This window comes from Nostoc sp. (assembly GCF_036917535.1).
Lineage (GTDB): Bacteria > Cyanobacteriota > Cyanobacteriia > Cyanobacteriales > Nostocaceae > Nostoc.
Window position 1 is genome coordinate 36506 of the sequence record NZ_JBALDA010000007.1, and the last position, 13400, is coordinate 49905.

The following is a 13400-nucleotide window of genomic DNA, read 5'->3' on the forward strand; positions in this document are numbered from 1 at the left end:
AAGATGCCATCAACAGTAGAGCATGAAGCACTCAAAGCCAGAATAAAAGAACTCAGCCTAAAAGCCGCTCAATTAAGCAATCAGTCAGTAGAAGTTTCTAAAGTGGATCGTAAAGTTGGACTTGATTTAATGCGGCAAGCTAGAGACGCTAGTAAACAATGTCTTGCGTTGATACAAGAATTGAAACGGCTACAAGCAGTATAAGCACCGTGTCGGTGTCGAGCCACGTATCTCGGCAGGCCGACAGTGGGTCAAAATGTCGTGAAATAGTAGTTTGAAGTCCCGTTGATTTTTGTGTTAATGTTTTGTGCGGATTAATCGCTTATTGCCATTAACCTAACAAACCCAGCCTTCAGATGGAGTGGCTTTTACCCCAATCTGGTTAACCCGAACTCAGGCTATATATGAATTTGCTCAACTGAACATCCATGCAGCCTGAAAAAAGTCGCGCTCACAAAACATCGCATAACGATAAGTTGAATGCACAACAGAATTGGTGGCGGCATAATTGTCAACTAAATTTTCTAATTGTTGTGTTAGTGGTTGAAAGTCTGCGCTGCTATAAGTACGAATCCAGTCTGCATATTGATGATTAGGAATACCGTTACAAGCCAATTTTTCTCCTAAAAAGGCATACAAACGCATACAGGGAGACATCGCCGCAGCAGTTAAACCGACATCTTTGCTCCAAGCAGTTGCTAACAAAAAATCAGTATAGCGACGGGTGGCAGATGCAGGTTCTACAGCAAATAAATTGACTCCCCACTCAGAAGCATAGCCACTATGCATCTGTAGTTCTTCTAAAACTCCACTAGCTAAATTATGAAATGTGGTGAAACCTAACCAATCTGGTGCTTTAGCTGCAGCGATACTGTAGGCACGCGCAAAAGCTTCTAAGAAAAAAGCATCTTGCCCTACGTAGTAAGCAAATTTAGCTCGCTCAAGAGTACCATCACCAATGCCGCGAACGAAAGGATGCTCTAGGCAAGCTTGGGCTAAGTCTTGATTTGCTGCCCATAATTCGTTAGATAAAGTCATTTGTCATTTGTCAACTGTTATTATCTTCTTTAAAAAGGGAAGAACTGGAGCAAGACTGAGCCAATACTTCCCAAAAAATCAACAAAGTTGGGCTTACCAGTACTTACCTTATCATTGATGGGTGTTTGCAGTTCTTTTATAAAAGCTTGGGCTGTTAGAGTTCCAGTACTGTTGTTTTGGGATGTAAACAATTTTTCTGCAACTTGAGCATCTTGGAATGCACCTTGTCTATCTAATATTTGGTAACGGCTGACACCACGAGCTAGATAAGCATCTGCATATTCTGGTTTAATTGCGATCGCTTGATTAAAATAACTGATTGCTTGCTGTTGGTTGCCTTTTTGCCCTTCTGCTACACCCAAAGCATAAAATTCTGCTGGTGAAGCAATTTGTGATGGTATTGCAACTGCACCTTGAAAGTTAGTCCCATTCAAGTAAGCGCCAGTTAGTTCTACATTTGCTAAATAAGTATTTCTCAAATCAGCACCTGTCAAATTTGCCCCATTAAATTTAGCTTCGCTCAGGTTAACGCCAAATAAACTCGCGCCACTTAAGTTTGCACCTCGCAAATCTGCGCCGCTCAAATTTGCGCGGCTAAGGTTAGCACCTGTGAGATTAGCACCGCTCAAATTGGCTCCAGATAAGTCAGCCATCACTAAACCTGCACTTGTCAAATCACAGTTTTGACATTGTTTGGTTGCTAATAACTGTTTAACATCTTCAGAATTTGCTGCTTGTACGGTTGTTGTCAAACTAATCGTGGTTAAAAATGCAACTGCACTTAGAAGCTGGCTTTTCATACTTGTGTAATATTTTTTACTTAATAGCAATATTGACTGAGATGGATTTATACCTCAGCATTATGATATGAGCAATCTCAACAATTTGCCCTCTGTAGTTGCCTATATTAGCGAGAAATTGGCGATACCTTTCCTGTGGAAGTTTACGCTAAAGGATTATAGAAAAGTCGTGAAAGTATAAATTAAGCCGATATTAAGACTGATAACCCCAGCAAGAATGATAAATAAGCATCATTCGTTAAGAGAAATTATACACTCCACTATAAGCGAAACTAATGTTACCAAATTAAACTCACTGCAAAATATCGCTTCAAAGAAAGTATCTGTAACATCGAAATAATTAGTCTTTTTTAAAATCAAGTAAATTAGTAGAGCAGTATCCAAGCCTAAAACTTATCTTGATAACTGGATTAGTCATTGTCATCAGGGATGCTCTCGCTCAGGAGCAAAATAATATATTTGCTTTTGGATACCCTGATTTTAAATAAATATGAGACTATAGAAATATTAAGGCAGTCAGAAAAACGTGAGTCAGCAAGACAAACTCTTAGAAAAAATTCTCTCTGGGACTTCTGATACAGATATCCCTTTCGCCCAACTGTGGCAACTTTTATATACACTAGGCTTTGAAGAACGGATTCGTGGCGATCATCGTATTTTTGTCAAAGCCGATGTTGAGGAAATATTGAACTTGCAACATAAAAAAGGAAAAGCCAAAAGCTATCAAATTAAACAAGTTCGGGCAGTGATTCTCAAACATAAACTAGGAAGTAAAAATGATGTTTCGGTATGAAATTATTCTCTATTGGAGTGAACTAGATCAAGCTTTTATTGCTGAAGTCCCAGAATTATCAGGCTGTGCTGCTGACGGTGATACTTATCAAGAAGCCCTGCATAATGTAGAATTAGTTGTGCAGGAATGGATAGAAACTGCTAAGGATTTGGGGCGTCCAGTTCCTGAACCTAGACCACGTTTGATGTACATTTAGTTGATATACAAACCAAGTTAAACTGATTTTTTCGCATTATTCAGAAATATTTAATACCATATTTAGATACATATTACGGCGGGAAACGCCGCTCAACGCCAGTTCGCCCAAGTCGGGAAACCCTGACTGTGCGACTGGCTCGACTTTGCGCTATTTACGTCGTGGCGTACTAGGGACAAGGCAATGCCATCTCCCTATGAGTATCTGTATTCATCTGTGGTTAATTGTTTTTGTCTGTACCTTACCCATGCGGGAATCACGGTATACACCAAGGTTCTGTAAGTTCAGTATTTTGAAGATGACAGAGCAAGTTTAAGTGAAGAACTTAGTTACTAGTACAGCACGGCATAAATAAACCACCCCTGACGCTCGAGGACTCGCTAACGCTGCGCTAACAGGTGAGGCTCTCTACGCGCTCCGCGAACGCAGGCTCGCTAACGCTGCGCTAACGCCTCTGCGTCGCGCCAGTTGCTTCTCCCAAGGGGAGACGCTGCGCGAACAAGTCGGGGAACCCGCCCAACGCACTGGCTTCTCTGTGGTTCGTTTTCCGTTACCTGTGCGTAAGTCCTAATAAAGAACAAAGATGTTCTCTATCTCACATTCCCCGCTCTCAAACAAGCAATTGGTTTTTTACAATCAAAGTACGAGATAATTTTCCAAAGATACAGGGGTGAATTGCCGTGGTTCAGCAACCAGAACTCCAGGAAACTTCGTCGATAAAGTCAACCCAGCGCGTGCTTAGAAGTTTAAGCACTTACCGGTGGACTTCACTGGCAGCATTAATCAGCCTGTTGCTGTTGACGATCGCCAACGCTGTCACTCCACAACTATTTCGGTGGGGAATTGATGAGGGGATCGTACCAAAAAATCTCCAAATTGTGCTATACAGCGCCGCTTGGATGGTAGTTGCGGCGATCGCTCGTGGTGTATTTAACTTTGGACAAAGCTATTTAGCAGAAGCAGTGTCTCAGGGTGTTGCTTATGACCTGCGAAACACAATTTTCAGCAAGATTCAAAATCTCAGTTTCAGCTTTCACGACAAGGCGCAGACTTCCCAATTACTAACCCGTGTCACCAGCGACATTGAGCAGATTCGTACCTTTATTGGCACTAGCTTAATTCAGGTTGTCGGTTCAATTGTGACATTGGTGAGTATTTCGGTGCTTTTGCTGGTGATGAACTGGCGATTAGCCCTAATTACCCTCACAGTAGTACCTATGACCGCATGGTTGATGGCACAATTCATCAACCGAAATAACAAACTTTTTCGGCAAGTACAAGAGCAACTGAGCAATCTGAATGCTGTATTGCAAGAGAACTTGCTAGGAATCCGGGTAATGAAAGCTTTTGTACGGGAGTCAACCGAAAGGTCGCGTTATACAACTCTGAATGATGGCCTAGTCAAGGCAAACTTGAAGACCATTAGCGCCATCCGTGATACCTTTCCATTGATCTTTTTGCTGAGTAATTTGGTAACACTGGCAGTTTTCGCCTACGGGGGAGCGCAGGTGATTGGAAATCGGTTCTCCATTGGCGAACTGGTGGCGTTTAACTCCTACCTAGCGTTGATTCTGCAACCGATTTTGTTAATTGGATTTGCCGCACCCGCGATCTCTCAAGCTGCGGCTTCTGCGGAACGAGTTTATGAAGTTGTGGATGCAGAAGTAGAAATTAGCGATCGCCCCGGTGCTGTCCCATTTGACACCTGCGGTGGTAGAATTACCTTTGAAAACGTTTCTTTTCGCTATCCAGGAGCGATAACCGAAGCTCTTAAAGAAGTATCCTTTGAAACCAAGCCCAACGAGCTAATCGCCGTTCTTGGAATGACTGGTTCAGGAAAAAGTACAATTATGAACCTGATTCCCCGCTTTTACGATGTCACTAATGGGGCAGTTCGCATTGACGGACGAGATGTAAAAGATTTCACACTCAAAAGCCTTAGATCGCATATTGGCATTGTCTTTCAAGAAACCACCCTCTTCTTTGGCACAATCCGGGAAAATATTGCCTATGCCAAATCTGATGCCACCTTAGAGCAGGTGATTGAAGTTGCCAAAACTGCTCAAATACACGATTTTATTATCGGTCTACCCAATGGCTACAACACGTTTGTGGGTGAACGGGGCGTGGGCTTATCTGGTGGACAAAAACAACGAATTGCGATCGCTCGTACCTTACTAACCGATTACAGCATTCTGATTTTAGACGATAGTACCTCGGCTATAGATGCCAAAACTGCTGCTCAAATTAAAGCCAAACTAGATGGCTTAATGCGCCAAAAAGCTTGTACAACTTTTGTAGTAGCTCAACGCATTAGCACCATCCAGAATGCTGATCGCATTTTTCTCATCGATAAAGGACAATTGGTAGCACAAGGTACTCATGAGGAATTGATGCAAAGCAGCCCACTTTATGGTGTGATTTTGGAATCTCAGGTAAACCCAAAAGAAAAAAAATGATCTAATTAGCATAATTAATTTTGCCTACAGCCTTGTATTGAAGAAGAATTCAGAATTCTGAATTCTGTATTCGATTGAGCGCTGACGCCGAAGTCTCCCATTCGTACAGAATAGTTAACTGAATTCTGACTCCTGACTCCTGACTCCTGAATTCTGTTTTGATAAAGACTTTTAATCCCAAATCTAAAATCCAAAATTTTTATGAAAGGCACTATTCCCGATGTTGCATCTGAGCAGACAAGTCAGCAACTTTCCACCTTGCGGCGCTTTTTGGAATACGTGCTACTCTATCGCAAAGAAATTCCCATCGCCATCACATTAGTATTGATTGGTGCCATAACCCAGGCAATTGGCCCATTCTTTATCGGCTGGTCAATTGATCATCTGATTGCACAAGGGAATTTGCAAGGACTGCTGATGTTGTTAGGGCTACTAGGGCTGAACTATGGACTTGGTATCTTAGCAATTCGGGGTCAAATTATTCGAGTCGGCTGGATTATGCAGCGATTGCTGGCTCAACTGAGACAAGACATTTTCATTAAAATCCAAAGTCTGCCAGTCAGCTTTTTTGACCGTAGCGAAGCAGGCGATTTAATGAGCCGTTTGCTGAATGATGTGAATACCGTGAATCAGGCATTTGGACTGACGATTGCCCAAATGCTGGGCAACACTTTCAGTTTAGTTGGCATCATCATTGCAATGCTCTCAATCAACCTGCGACTTGGTTTATTGAGCAATCTGGTTGTACCACTGATGATTTTTACCACAAGCTTATTTGCACGTTGGGCAAGAGCCAGATTTCGGATTACGCGACAAACTATTGGGGAGCTTTCCGCCAAGTTAGAAGAAAATATTGGCAGCGTGCGAGAAGCACAAGCATTTAATCGTGTACAGATGAATATCGCAGAATTTAACATTCTTAACATCGCCAATAGAAATGCCAACGTTCAAGCTGTGGCAATTACTTCAGCCTTTTTGCCCTCCATCGATTTTCTCAACACATTAGCAACCGCAGGCGTGTTAGCCTATGGCGGTTATCTAACGGTAACAGGAGCTGCAACAGTAGGTGTAGTGACATCCTTTTTACTTTACGTCCAGCAGTTCTTCCGCCCTATCCAAATTCTTAGCCAGTTTTACACCCAAGCTCAATCTGCTTTCGCCGGATTAGAACGAATCTTTCTATTACTAGATGAACCGTCAGAACTCAAAGATGCACCCGATGCCATAGAAATGCCGCCAATTCAAGGTGAGGTGACATTCGAGAATGTCAAATTTGGCTACAACCCAGAGCAACTGGTTCTCAAAGGAGTGAATTTGCACGCCTATCCAGGGCAGATGGTTGCATTAGTAGGGCCGACTGGTTCGGGAAAAAGTACAATTATTAACTTGATTTTGCGCTTCTATGATGTGTCTGGCGGTGCAGTGAAAATTGACGATATTGATGTGCGTAGCGTGACTCAAGCAAGTCTGCGCCGTCAAATAGGCATCGTCCTGCAAGATAATATTTTATTCACCGGCACCGTCGCCGAAAATATAGCTTTTGGCGCTCCTTACGCCACTCAAGCTGATATCGAAGCGGCTGCACAACTAGCAAATGTGCATGAGTTTATTACCTCACTGCCACAGGGTTATACAACTCAATTGGGCGAACGGGGAGCGCCCCTGAGTCAAGGACAGCGACAACTAATTAGTATTGCTCGTGCGGTATTAATTAATCCGCAAATTCTGATTCTTGATGAAGCCACTAGTAGCATTGACACGCGTACAGAAGCGCTAGTGCAAAGTGCGATCGCTCATTTGCTTCAAGGTCGTACCAGTTTCGTAATTGCCCACCGTCTCAGTACAGTTACTCAAGCAGATCAGGTATTAGTAATTCAGCAAGGACAAATTGTGGAACAAGGTACTCACGCCGAACTCGTTAATCAGCAAGGTGTCTATGCCAACCTTTATGCTCTGCAACTGGGTGCAGCAGACACAACGGTTCTCCAAAATGAAAAGTAAAATAGATATATAGCTCGAATTTAGCAATTGCCAGCAAAAAAATGAAGCTACCTAACCTCGATTCACAAACCATAGATCGCATCATTGAAATGGCATGGGAAGATAGAACATCTTTTGATGCCATTGAAGCTCAGTTTGGGCTGCTGGAGAAACAGGTAATTGCCCTAATGAGACGCGAAATGAAGGAATCTAGTTTCCAGATGTGGCGAGAGCGAGTCACCAAACGCAATACAAAACATTTATCTGGGCGAGAATTTGTTGTAGGTCGGTTTAAATCGCATAATCAAAAAACGTAAGTAATTGGGTAAGCGTAGGTGTAACCCGTCGTAGACATCGCTATTTTGTGATATGTTCAATTAAAATATCGTCTAAAATCATCAAAGGCTAAAATGCTATAAAAAAATACTTACCTGCGCTCGCTTGCACTAATTGAGTGAAAACTCCCAAATTCACTAAGCACAATGACGAAAGTTACACTCTACATTGCAGCTAGTTTGGATGGCTACATTGCTCGCAGTGATGGCAAAATTGAGTGGCTATCAATCCTGGATACAGAAGGTGAAGACTACGGTTACACTGCTTTCTACGAATCGATTGATGCGATCGTCTTAGGCAGCAACACGTATGAAGTAGGGCTTGGTTTTGATAAATGGCCTTATCCAGAAAAAAAATCCTTCGTATTCACTCAGCGTCCTCTTCAATCCGCTCGTGAGGACGTTGTGTTTATTTCTAACCCAGTAAAACAGGCGTTAGCTAATATAGAAGCTCAAGGCTTTAAAAATATCTGGCTAGTTGGTGGCGGAAAATTAATCAATTCGTTTCTTCAGCACAGCTTGATTAACGAATATATTATTTCAACTATTCCAATTATCTTAGGTGGCGGTATACATCTTTTTCCACCATCTAACCATGAAGAAAAATTGGAGCTGATTAACTCACAACAATATCCAACTGGTTTACTTCAAGCACATTATCGGCGACAAGGAAATATTTAAAATAATTCGTAATTCTTAATGATGTGTTCTAAGAATTACGAATTACGTAGTTTGCTTCTCGCCTTCTCTACGAGACGCTACACGAATGGCGAGTATTACAAATTAGCTAAAGAAGCTTCTGAACAGCATTGCTAAAGTCTTCGTAAGCAGAAACTCCCACAATGGTTTCTGCTAAAATACCATCTTTGAAAATTAAAACCGCTGGAATACTGCGAAGACCAAATTGTTTGAAAATTGGCTTATTGTTGTCAACGTCTACCTTAACCACTTTAGCGCGACCTTTGTATTCTTGGGCAAGTTGATCCATTAACGGACTGACTAAGCGACAAGGGCCACACCAAGTAGCAGTAAAATCAACAACAACAACTTTCTCTTCACTTCCATTTAAAACAACATCAAATTCACTTTCTTCAACGTAAGCAACTATGTCAGTATCAGTAGACATTTTTTAATTCCTTAGTGTCAAACTAAAATTTCAGCAAAAAGCTAACTATACAAACTATACTCCCTTATGAATATTAGATTCATTAGTTATCTACATTCATTGGGGAAACCCCACAGATGATTTTTGCTTTCTATGGTATATTTAATAACTTATACTCTTTGTACGGAGAGTGCGATCGCATAACGCACCCTAGCAACCAACCTAATCCAAAAACCTATACCTTCAAGGCGTAGAAGCATCAATACTCATCCTGCCGATCAAACAGTTCTAACAATCCAATTGTGCCTACAAAAAAAGTATAAGTAGCATATTTGATTGGCATCTTTTGTTTTGAAGGTGCATAAAAAGCTGCTATAATGCCTTCAATAAAATGGCTTATTATAGCAAAACGCTCAATCCAAAAAATAGGATTAAGGCTACTCGGCACATTAATATTAGTTATTACTGCATAAATATTCCATGATTCCAATCCAATTGCGCTTGTTATAAGCACTGTAGATATAATTTTTACAAAGGTATAAATCTTTTTCTTGATAAACTTTAAGTCCATACTGCTTCCAAAAATAATATTTAACATATATACAATACTTCAGGAGATTTCAGCTTAATTTGATACCAATGCACAGATGTACACCCTTAGATGGGATGTTTTTTCACTGGAAGTCTGTAATTCAATATTGCCAAAATTTTGAGAAGAATAGAACAGGCTAAAAACTATGAACATCAAGATTAAATCATCAACATATTTAAAAAATTACAAAAGTATGGAATAATACATAGGTGGAAAATTTAATCGCACTCCATAGATTGATAATAAATGTAAAGCTATGATTGCTCAACATTACAACTCAATTCATATTGAAAGTAACTTGCTTAAACAAATCAAAATTAAAGAAAATCAGCTAAAAATTGCACAAGAGTCTGATATGCTTCATGTAGCAGAAGAATTGCAGAGTCAATTATTAAAGCTACAGTCTCAAATATCAGAGCCGCAAGAGCAAGACCTTGAAATACAAGCATTGATGAGTTTGCTAGACGATTAAAATTGTAAATTTATATTACAAAGTTTATTGATAATGCAAAATCCTGTACCCAAAAGCAGAACATAGTAATTCTGATGCCTGGGGATGTAGGTTATGTACTACAGTTTAAGAATTAACAGGACAAAAAGGAGCCGTAGAAGGGTGATGATTCTTACTCAAATAAAACGTTGGGGTTTTTGCTGAGTATGTGGTTTCTTGCTTTGCGGCACTAAATCAATCTTAAGAAAAGGTTTAATTGGGCGCTGTTGTCTTTGATTAAGAATTTGAATTTCTCTCTCAATTGAATCCTTTCCTCGTCTAAAAAAGTCTTGAGAATTATATGGAACCAAGTCACGAGATAAATGTTGAGCTTGTGCTGGCGTCAAACTAGGAACAGCTTGTTGAGCATTGGCAGAAGTCTGTACAGCCAATAAAAAAGCTGTTGAAACAACCAATAGTTTTGTTTTTATACATCTGGTAAATATTAAGTTTGACATAATTGATACATCTGTTGTAAAAATACAGTTTCCAACCATATTAGTGTTGGTCTGATTATAAACAAAGTATACTTATTTCCTTGCTAATTACCTCCTACAAATGGATGAATTATTCAGATCAACTATTAGTACAATACAGCTACCATCTAAATTAACCAGAGAAGTTGCTCAAGCAACTGGTTAATTTTAGACAAATCTTCTGCCACTTGAAGTTTCGATGGATGTTGAAAGGAAGAGAATTGTGCTAGATGTAAAGTGTTATTCTGTAGTGAATGGTATTTTCGCCTTTTGAAACACCTGCTCAACAGTAAATTGCAGTCCTTCAAATAAAGAATCTGTGAGTAATTCTTCTCCCATATAAGTTTGTGGTGCTGCATCTGGATAAAAAACAGTAATACTTCTGGCTTTACTATCTAATACCCATACCCGCAGTACCTTAGCATCCAAATAGTCTTTGGCTTTAGCCGCCATTTGTCCAAAGGTTTGTCCTGGCGAAATAATCTCAATCACCAAATTAGGAGGAACAGAACATATTCCTTCTTGCTCCCAATCAAGGGGTAAACGTTCATTAGAAATATATAAAATATCAGGTATTGGCATCCAATCTCGTCCTCGACGAGTTAATGCGACAGCTAATTCTGGGCAAACTTCTCCTTTGCCTTCACAGCATTGCTCAATTAAATTGAGAAGGGCACGGGTAAGTTTCGAGTGGAATTTTTTTGGTGACATCTTAGGACTTGCTTGACCATCAACAAGTTCATAGGTGATATCTCCCTCGCCTGGTGGAAGATTCAAGAACTCTTGCAAAGTTAATTGATTTTTGGCTTGGAGTATCATGGCTTATTAATTCGTAATTGAAGAACAGAGCAACTAATACCAATTCAAAATTCAAAATTCAAAATTCAAAATTCATGCATTAAGAAAGCCAGACAGAATAAAGGTATGCCCGTATGTATCTGTCGCATTCTTTTTTCAAATTGTTGAAATTCCTCGCAAAACTTGTCGAATAATATCCGATGATACTTCATCAGTAATTGTTACTACACCAATCTCTGTTGGTAAAACAAACCGCACTTTCCCGGCTTTGACTTTCTTATCTAACTGCAACGCCTCAATGATTGCTTCAATATCTACCCCATCTGGTAATTGAGTCGGTAAACCAGTTTTTTGAATTAAAGCATTTTGACGTTCTGTATCTTCCTTTTGCCACAGTCCCAAATCCACAGCAATTTGACCGGCTGCTACCATACCAATAGCTACCGCTTCACCGTGATTCACTAAACGATAACCAGTCAAACTTTCCACTGCATGACCGATGGTGTGTCCATAATTGAGAATTGCGCGTAATCCGCCTTCTTTCTCATCTTTGCCGACAACATCAGCTTTAGCTTGACAAGAACGCGTTAATATGTTTTTTATTAGGTCAGGTTTGACATAGCGGAGTTGGTCAAGGCGTTTACTTGCTTCCAACTGGGCAAACAATTCGGCATCCCAAATCACACCATACTTAATCACTTCTGCCATCCCTGCTCGAAACTCACGCATAGGTAGAGTTTTTAACACATCTGGGTCAATCAAAACCAAGCGCGGTTGATGAAATGCCCCAATTAAATTTTTACCGTGGGGATGATTCACGCCAGTTTTGCCGCCAATTGCTGAATCTACCATCGCCAATAAAGAGGTAGGCACTTGGACAACATTAATACCGCGTAGCCAAGTTGCGGCTGCAAAGCCAGTCATATCGCCAACTACACCTCCGCCCAAAGCTACCATCGTAGAAGAACGTTCTAGGCGGTTTTCCAAGGCGATATCGTAGAGTTTTTGGATGGAATTGAGGGTTTTGTAGCGTTCACCAGGTGGTAGATTGCAGCTAGCAACTTCAAATCCAGCAGATGTTAGGGATGTAATTGCTCTTTCACCAAAATGCTTAAAAATTGTCGGATTAGAAACCAGCAATACCTTCTTGCCCAACTTGAGACTGGCCATCTGTTGACCCAGTTGATCTAAACTTGAAGGTGCGATCGCAATCTCATAAGACTGCTCTGGTAGATTTACATTAATTACAGAAGTCATTGCCCAACCCCAAACAAGCGCCCGTGGGCTGTATTCTATCGCAATCTAAGAAATGGGCATAGGGAATTGAGAATTGGGGATTGGTAAGAACCAGGGAAGTAGGGGAAGATGAGAGACAAGGGAGACAAGGGGACAAAAGGACAAGCAAAATAACCATGCCCCATGCCCAATACCCAATACCCAACAACTAATGATTCAATAGATTTAGGAAGTATTCTGGAGAGCAATAAATGTTTGCAATTGTATCTTATATCGTCTTCTTGGGTTTATTCTTTGGTTTAGCTGTAGGTTTGCTGTTCGGTCTGCGGACTGCCAAAATAATTTAATTCGAGAGGTATATTCAATCCAAGACTCTTGTGGGGCGGGCAAGATGCCTGCCCTCTATTTATCAATATCCTATAAAACCCTTACTTTTTCACCAAGTACACCTTGGCGAACTTGGTAAAAGTGCTGTAGGCTTTAGTCTGTTGGTACTTACTCTCTGAATGTTGACAAGAAGTTAATTGTTTTTTCCTAAAGTATTGTTACCGCATCGTGATATGATTCAGCTGACTGAATGTGCAGTCATCATATTTAACTGTACTGGTTTCAAGTCCCGTGAGCTTGTCTGACGAATCAATTGCGCCCACTCCGACAACGCAACAAGATGCTAAAACTGGTTCTGAAGACACAGAATCAGGTAACTCCATGCAAGAGTTCTATCAACTCTTTCAGCGATTGTTGGTAATCACGCTTGTCTTGACGGGGGTTATTTTTATCTCTGTGTGGATTTTTTATTCCTTAAACATTGCCCTAAATTATTTAATTGGGGCGTGTACAGGTGTGGTTTACTTAAAAATGTTGGCTAGAGATGTTGAGCAGCTCGGTAGTGAAAAAACCAGTCTGAGCAAAACTCGTTTTGCTCTGTTTATTGGAATCATGATCGTGGCAACTCGGTGGCGTGAGCTACAGATTCTGCCCATTTTTTTGGGATTTCTAACTTACAAAGCTACGCTCCTCGTCTATATGGTGCAAATTGCGTTCATTCCTGATTCTTAAAAAGTCAGGCTCACAAAGATAGTAATCCCATCCTCGCTCGTTG

Annotated in this window: 17 protein-coding genes; 10 read left to right on the forward strand and 7 right to left on the reverse strand. The window is 40.6% G+C overall.

The window, feature by feature from the left end; translation table 11 throughout:
* Window positions 1-3 precede the first annotated feature (3 nt).
* Complete coding sequence (locus V7K56_RS01940) at window positions 4-204, forward strand: hypothetical protein (RefSeq protein WP_334907068.1); 201 nt, start codon at window positions 4-6, stop codon at window positions 202-204.
* A gap of 210 nt (window positions 205-414) precedes the next feature.
* Here the strand turns inward: V7K56_RS01940 and V7K56_RS01945 are convergent, their stop codons facing one another.
* Both V7K56_RS01945 and V7K56_RS01950 read right to left on the reverse strand, forming a co-directional pair.
* Complete coding sequence (locus V7K56_RS01945) at window positions 415-1038, reverse strand: TenA family protein (protein ID WP_334907070.1); 624 nt, start codon at window positions 1036-1038, stop codon at window positions 415-417.
* Window positions 1039-1067: 29 nt separating this feature from the next.
* Window positions 1068-1838 (reverse strand): pentapeptide repeat-containing protein, encoded by a 771-nt coding sequence (locus tag V7K56_RS01950; RefSeq protein ID WP_334907072.1) that lies wholly within the window; start codon window positions 1836-1838, stop codon window positions 1068-1070.
* Between the two features lie 526 nt (window positions 1839-2364).
* Between V7K56_RS01950 and V7K56_RS01955 the strand changes: the two genes are divergently transcribed.
* The 6 genes from V7K56_RS01955 (at window position 2365) to V7K56_RS01980 (ending at window position 8282) form a co-directional block, all read left to right on the forward strand.
* On the forward strand, window positions 2365-2631 hold the full coding sequence (locus V7K56_RS01955) for a type II toxin-antitoxin system HicA family toxin (RefSeq protein ID WP_334907074.1): 267 nt from the start codon (window positions 2365-2367) through the stop codon (window positions 2629-2631).
* On the forward strand, window positions 2615-2827 hold the full coding sequence (locus V7K56_RS01960; protein WP_289795047.1) for a type II toxin-antitoxin system HicB family antitoxin: 213 nt from the start codon (window positions 2615-2617) through the stop codon (window positions 2825-2827). The genes V7K56_RS01955 and V7K56_RS01960 overlap by 17 nt, the downstream gene beginning before the upstream one ends.
* A gap of 680 nt (window positions 2828-3507) precedes the next feature.
* On the forward strand, window positions 3508-5286 hold the full coding sequence (locus V7K56_RS01965) for an ABC transporter ATP-binding protein (RefSeq protein ID WP_334907076.1): 1779 nt from the start codon (window positions 3508-3510) through the stop codon (window positions 5284-5286).
* Window positions 5287-5487: 201 nt separating this feature from the next.
* Window positions 5488-7287, forward strand: coding sequence for an ABC transporter ATP-binding protein (locus tag V7K56_RS01970; protein WP_334907078.1), 1800 nt, complete (start codon window positions 5488-5490; stop codon window positions 7285-7287).
* 41 nt (window positions 7288-7328) lie between these two features.
* Entirely contained in the window at window positions 7329-7583 is a 255-nt protein-coding gene (locus V7K56_RS01975; protein ID WP_292870671.1) for a TIGR03643 family protein, read from the forward strand.
* 165 nt (window positions 7584-7748) lie between these two features.
* Window positions 7749-8282, forward strand: a complete 534-nt coding sequence (locus V7K56_RS01980; protein ID WP_334907082.1) for a dihydrofolate reductase family protein — start codon at window positions 7749-7751, stop codon at window positions 8280-8282.
* 106 nt (window positions 8283-8388) lie between these two features.
* Here the strand turns inward: V7K56_RS01980 and trxA are convergent, their stop codons facing one another.
* Together trxA and V7K56_RS01990 are read right to left on the reverse strand one after the other, a co-directional pair.
* A complete protein-coding gene (trxA, locus tag V7K56_RS01985) occupies window positions 8389-8727 on the reverse strand; it encodes a thioredoxin (RefSeq protein WP_334907084.1) in 339 nt (112 codons plus the stop codon).
* Between the two features lie 238 nt (window positions 8728-8965).
* Window positions 8966-9277 carry a hypothetical protein gene (locus V7K56_RS01990; RefSeq protein ID WP_442939901.1) on the reverse strand — a complete coding sequence of 104 codons (312 nt, stop codon included), beginning with the start codon at window positions 9275-9277 and terminating at the stop codon, window positions 8966-8968.
* Window positions 9278-9554: 277 nt separating this feature from the next.
* Here V7K56_RS01990 and V7K56_RS01995 point away from each other — a divergent pair, with 277 nt between their 5' ends.
* Window positions 9555-9770 carry a hypothetical protein gene (locus tag V7K56_RS01995; RefSeq protein WP_334907088.1) on the forward strand — a complete coding sequence of 72 codons (216 nt, stop codon included), beginning with the start codon at window positions 9555-9557 and terminating at the stop codon, window positions 9768-9770.
* Window positions 9771-9925: 155 nt separating this feature from the next.
* Here V7K56_RS01995 and V7K56_RS02000 read toward each other — a convergent pair whose 3' ends face one another.
* The 3 genes from V7K56_RS02000 to aroB all read right to left on the reverse strand — a co-directional run bounded on the left by V7K56_RS02000 (window position 9926) and on the right by aroB (window position 12319).
* A complete protein-coding gene (locus tag V7K56_RS02000) occupies window positions 9926-10246 on the reverse strand; it encodes a hypothetical protein (protein WP_334907090.1) in 321 nt (106 codons plus the stop codon).
* 258 nt (window positions 10247-10504) lie between these two features.
* The gene (locus tag V7K56_RS02005; protein WP_334907092.1) at window positions 10505-11083 is read right to left on the reverse strand and encodes a Uma2 family endonuclease; all 579 of its coding nucleotides are present in this window, start codon (window positions 11081-11083) and stop codon (window positions 10505-10507) included.
* Window positions 11084-11218: 135 nt separating this feature from the next.
* On the reverse strand, window positions 11219-12319 hold the full coding sequence (gene aroB / locus V7K56_RS02010; protein WP_334907094.1) for a 3-dehydroquinate synthase: 1101 nt from the start codon (window positions 12317-12319) through the stop codon (window positions 11219-11221).
* A 230-nt stretch (window positions 12320-12549) separates the two neighbouring features.
* Between aroB and petL the strand changes: the two genes are divergently transcribed.
* Window positions 12550-12645 carry a cytochrome b6-f complex subunit PetL gene (petL, locus tag V7K56_RS02015; RefSeq protein ID WP_334907096.1) on the forward strand — a complete coding sequence of 32 codons (96 nt, stop codon included), beginning with the start codon at window positions 12550-12552 and terminating at the stop codon, window positions 12643-12645.
* A 271-nt stretch (window positions 12646-12916) separates the two neighbouring features.
* Window positions 12917-13357 carry an ATP synthase subunit I gene (locus V7K56_RS02020; RefSeq protein ID WP_334907134.1) on the forward strand — a complete coding sequence of 147 codons (441 nt, stop codon included), beginning with the start codon at window positions 12917-12919 and terminating at the stop codon, window positions 13355-13357.
* The last annotated feature ends 43 nt before the right edge of the window (window positions 13358-13400 follow it).

Excerpts from the sequence above, each read along its gene's own strand:
- petL (WP_334907096.1), top strand. The coding sequence starts at position 12,550 with ATGTTTGCAATTGTATCTTATATCGTCTTCTTGGGTTTATTCTTTGGT.
- V7K56_RS01940 (WP_334907068.1), top strand. The coding sequence starts at position 4 with ATGCCATCAACAGTAGAGCATGAAGCACTCAAAGCCAGAATAAAAGAA.
- trxA (WP_334907084.1), bottom strand. The coding sequence starts at position 8,727 with ATGTCTACTGATACTGACATAGTTGCTTACGTTGAAGAAAGTGAATTT.
- V7K56_RS02005 (WP_334907092.1), bottom strand. The coding sequence starts at position 11,083 with ATGATACTCCAAGCCAAAAATCAATTAACTTTGCAAGAGTTCTTGAAT.
- V7K56_RS02000 (WP_334907090.1), bottom strand. The coding sequence starts at position 10,246 with ATGTCAAACTTAATATTTACCAGATGTATAAAAACAAAACTATTGGTT.
- V7K56_RS01995 (WP_334907088.1), top strand. The coding sequence starts at position 9,555 with ATGATTGCTCAACATTACAACTCAATTCATATTGAAAGTAACTTGCTT.
- V7K56_RS01975 (WP_292870671.1), top strand. The coding sequence starts at position 7,329 with ATGAAGCTACCTAACCTCGATTCACAAACCATAGATCGCATCATTGAA.
- V7K56_RS01990 (WP_442939901.1), bottom strand. The coding sequence starts at position 9,277 with ATGGACTTAAAGTTTATCAAGAAAAAGATTTATACCTTTGTAAAAATT.
- V7K56_RS01970 (WP_334907078.1), top strand. The coding sequence starts at position 5,488 with ATGAAAGGCACTATTCCCGATGTTGCATCTGAGCAGACAAGTCAGCAA.
- V7K56_RS01945 (WP_334907070.1), bottom strand. The coding sequence starts at position 1,038 with ATGACTTTATCTAACGAATTATGGGCAGCAAATCAAGACTTAGCCCAA.
- V7K56_RS01960 (WP_289795047.1), top strand. The coding sequence starts at position 2,615 with ATGATGTTTCGGTATGAAATTATTCTCTATTGGAGTGAACTAGATCAA.
- V7K56_RS01980 (WP_334907082.1), top strand. The coding sequence starts at position 7,749 with ATGACGAAAGTTACACTCTACATTGCAGCTAGTTTGGATGGCTACATT.
- aroB (WP_334907094.1), bottom strand. The coding sequence starts at position 12,319 with ATGACTTCTGTAATTAATGTAAATCTACCAGAGCAGTCTTATGAGATT.
- V7K56_RS01950 (WP_334907072.1), bottom strand. The coding sequence starts at position 1,838 with ATGAAAAGCCAGCTTCTAAGTGCAGTTGCATTTTTAACCACGATTAGT.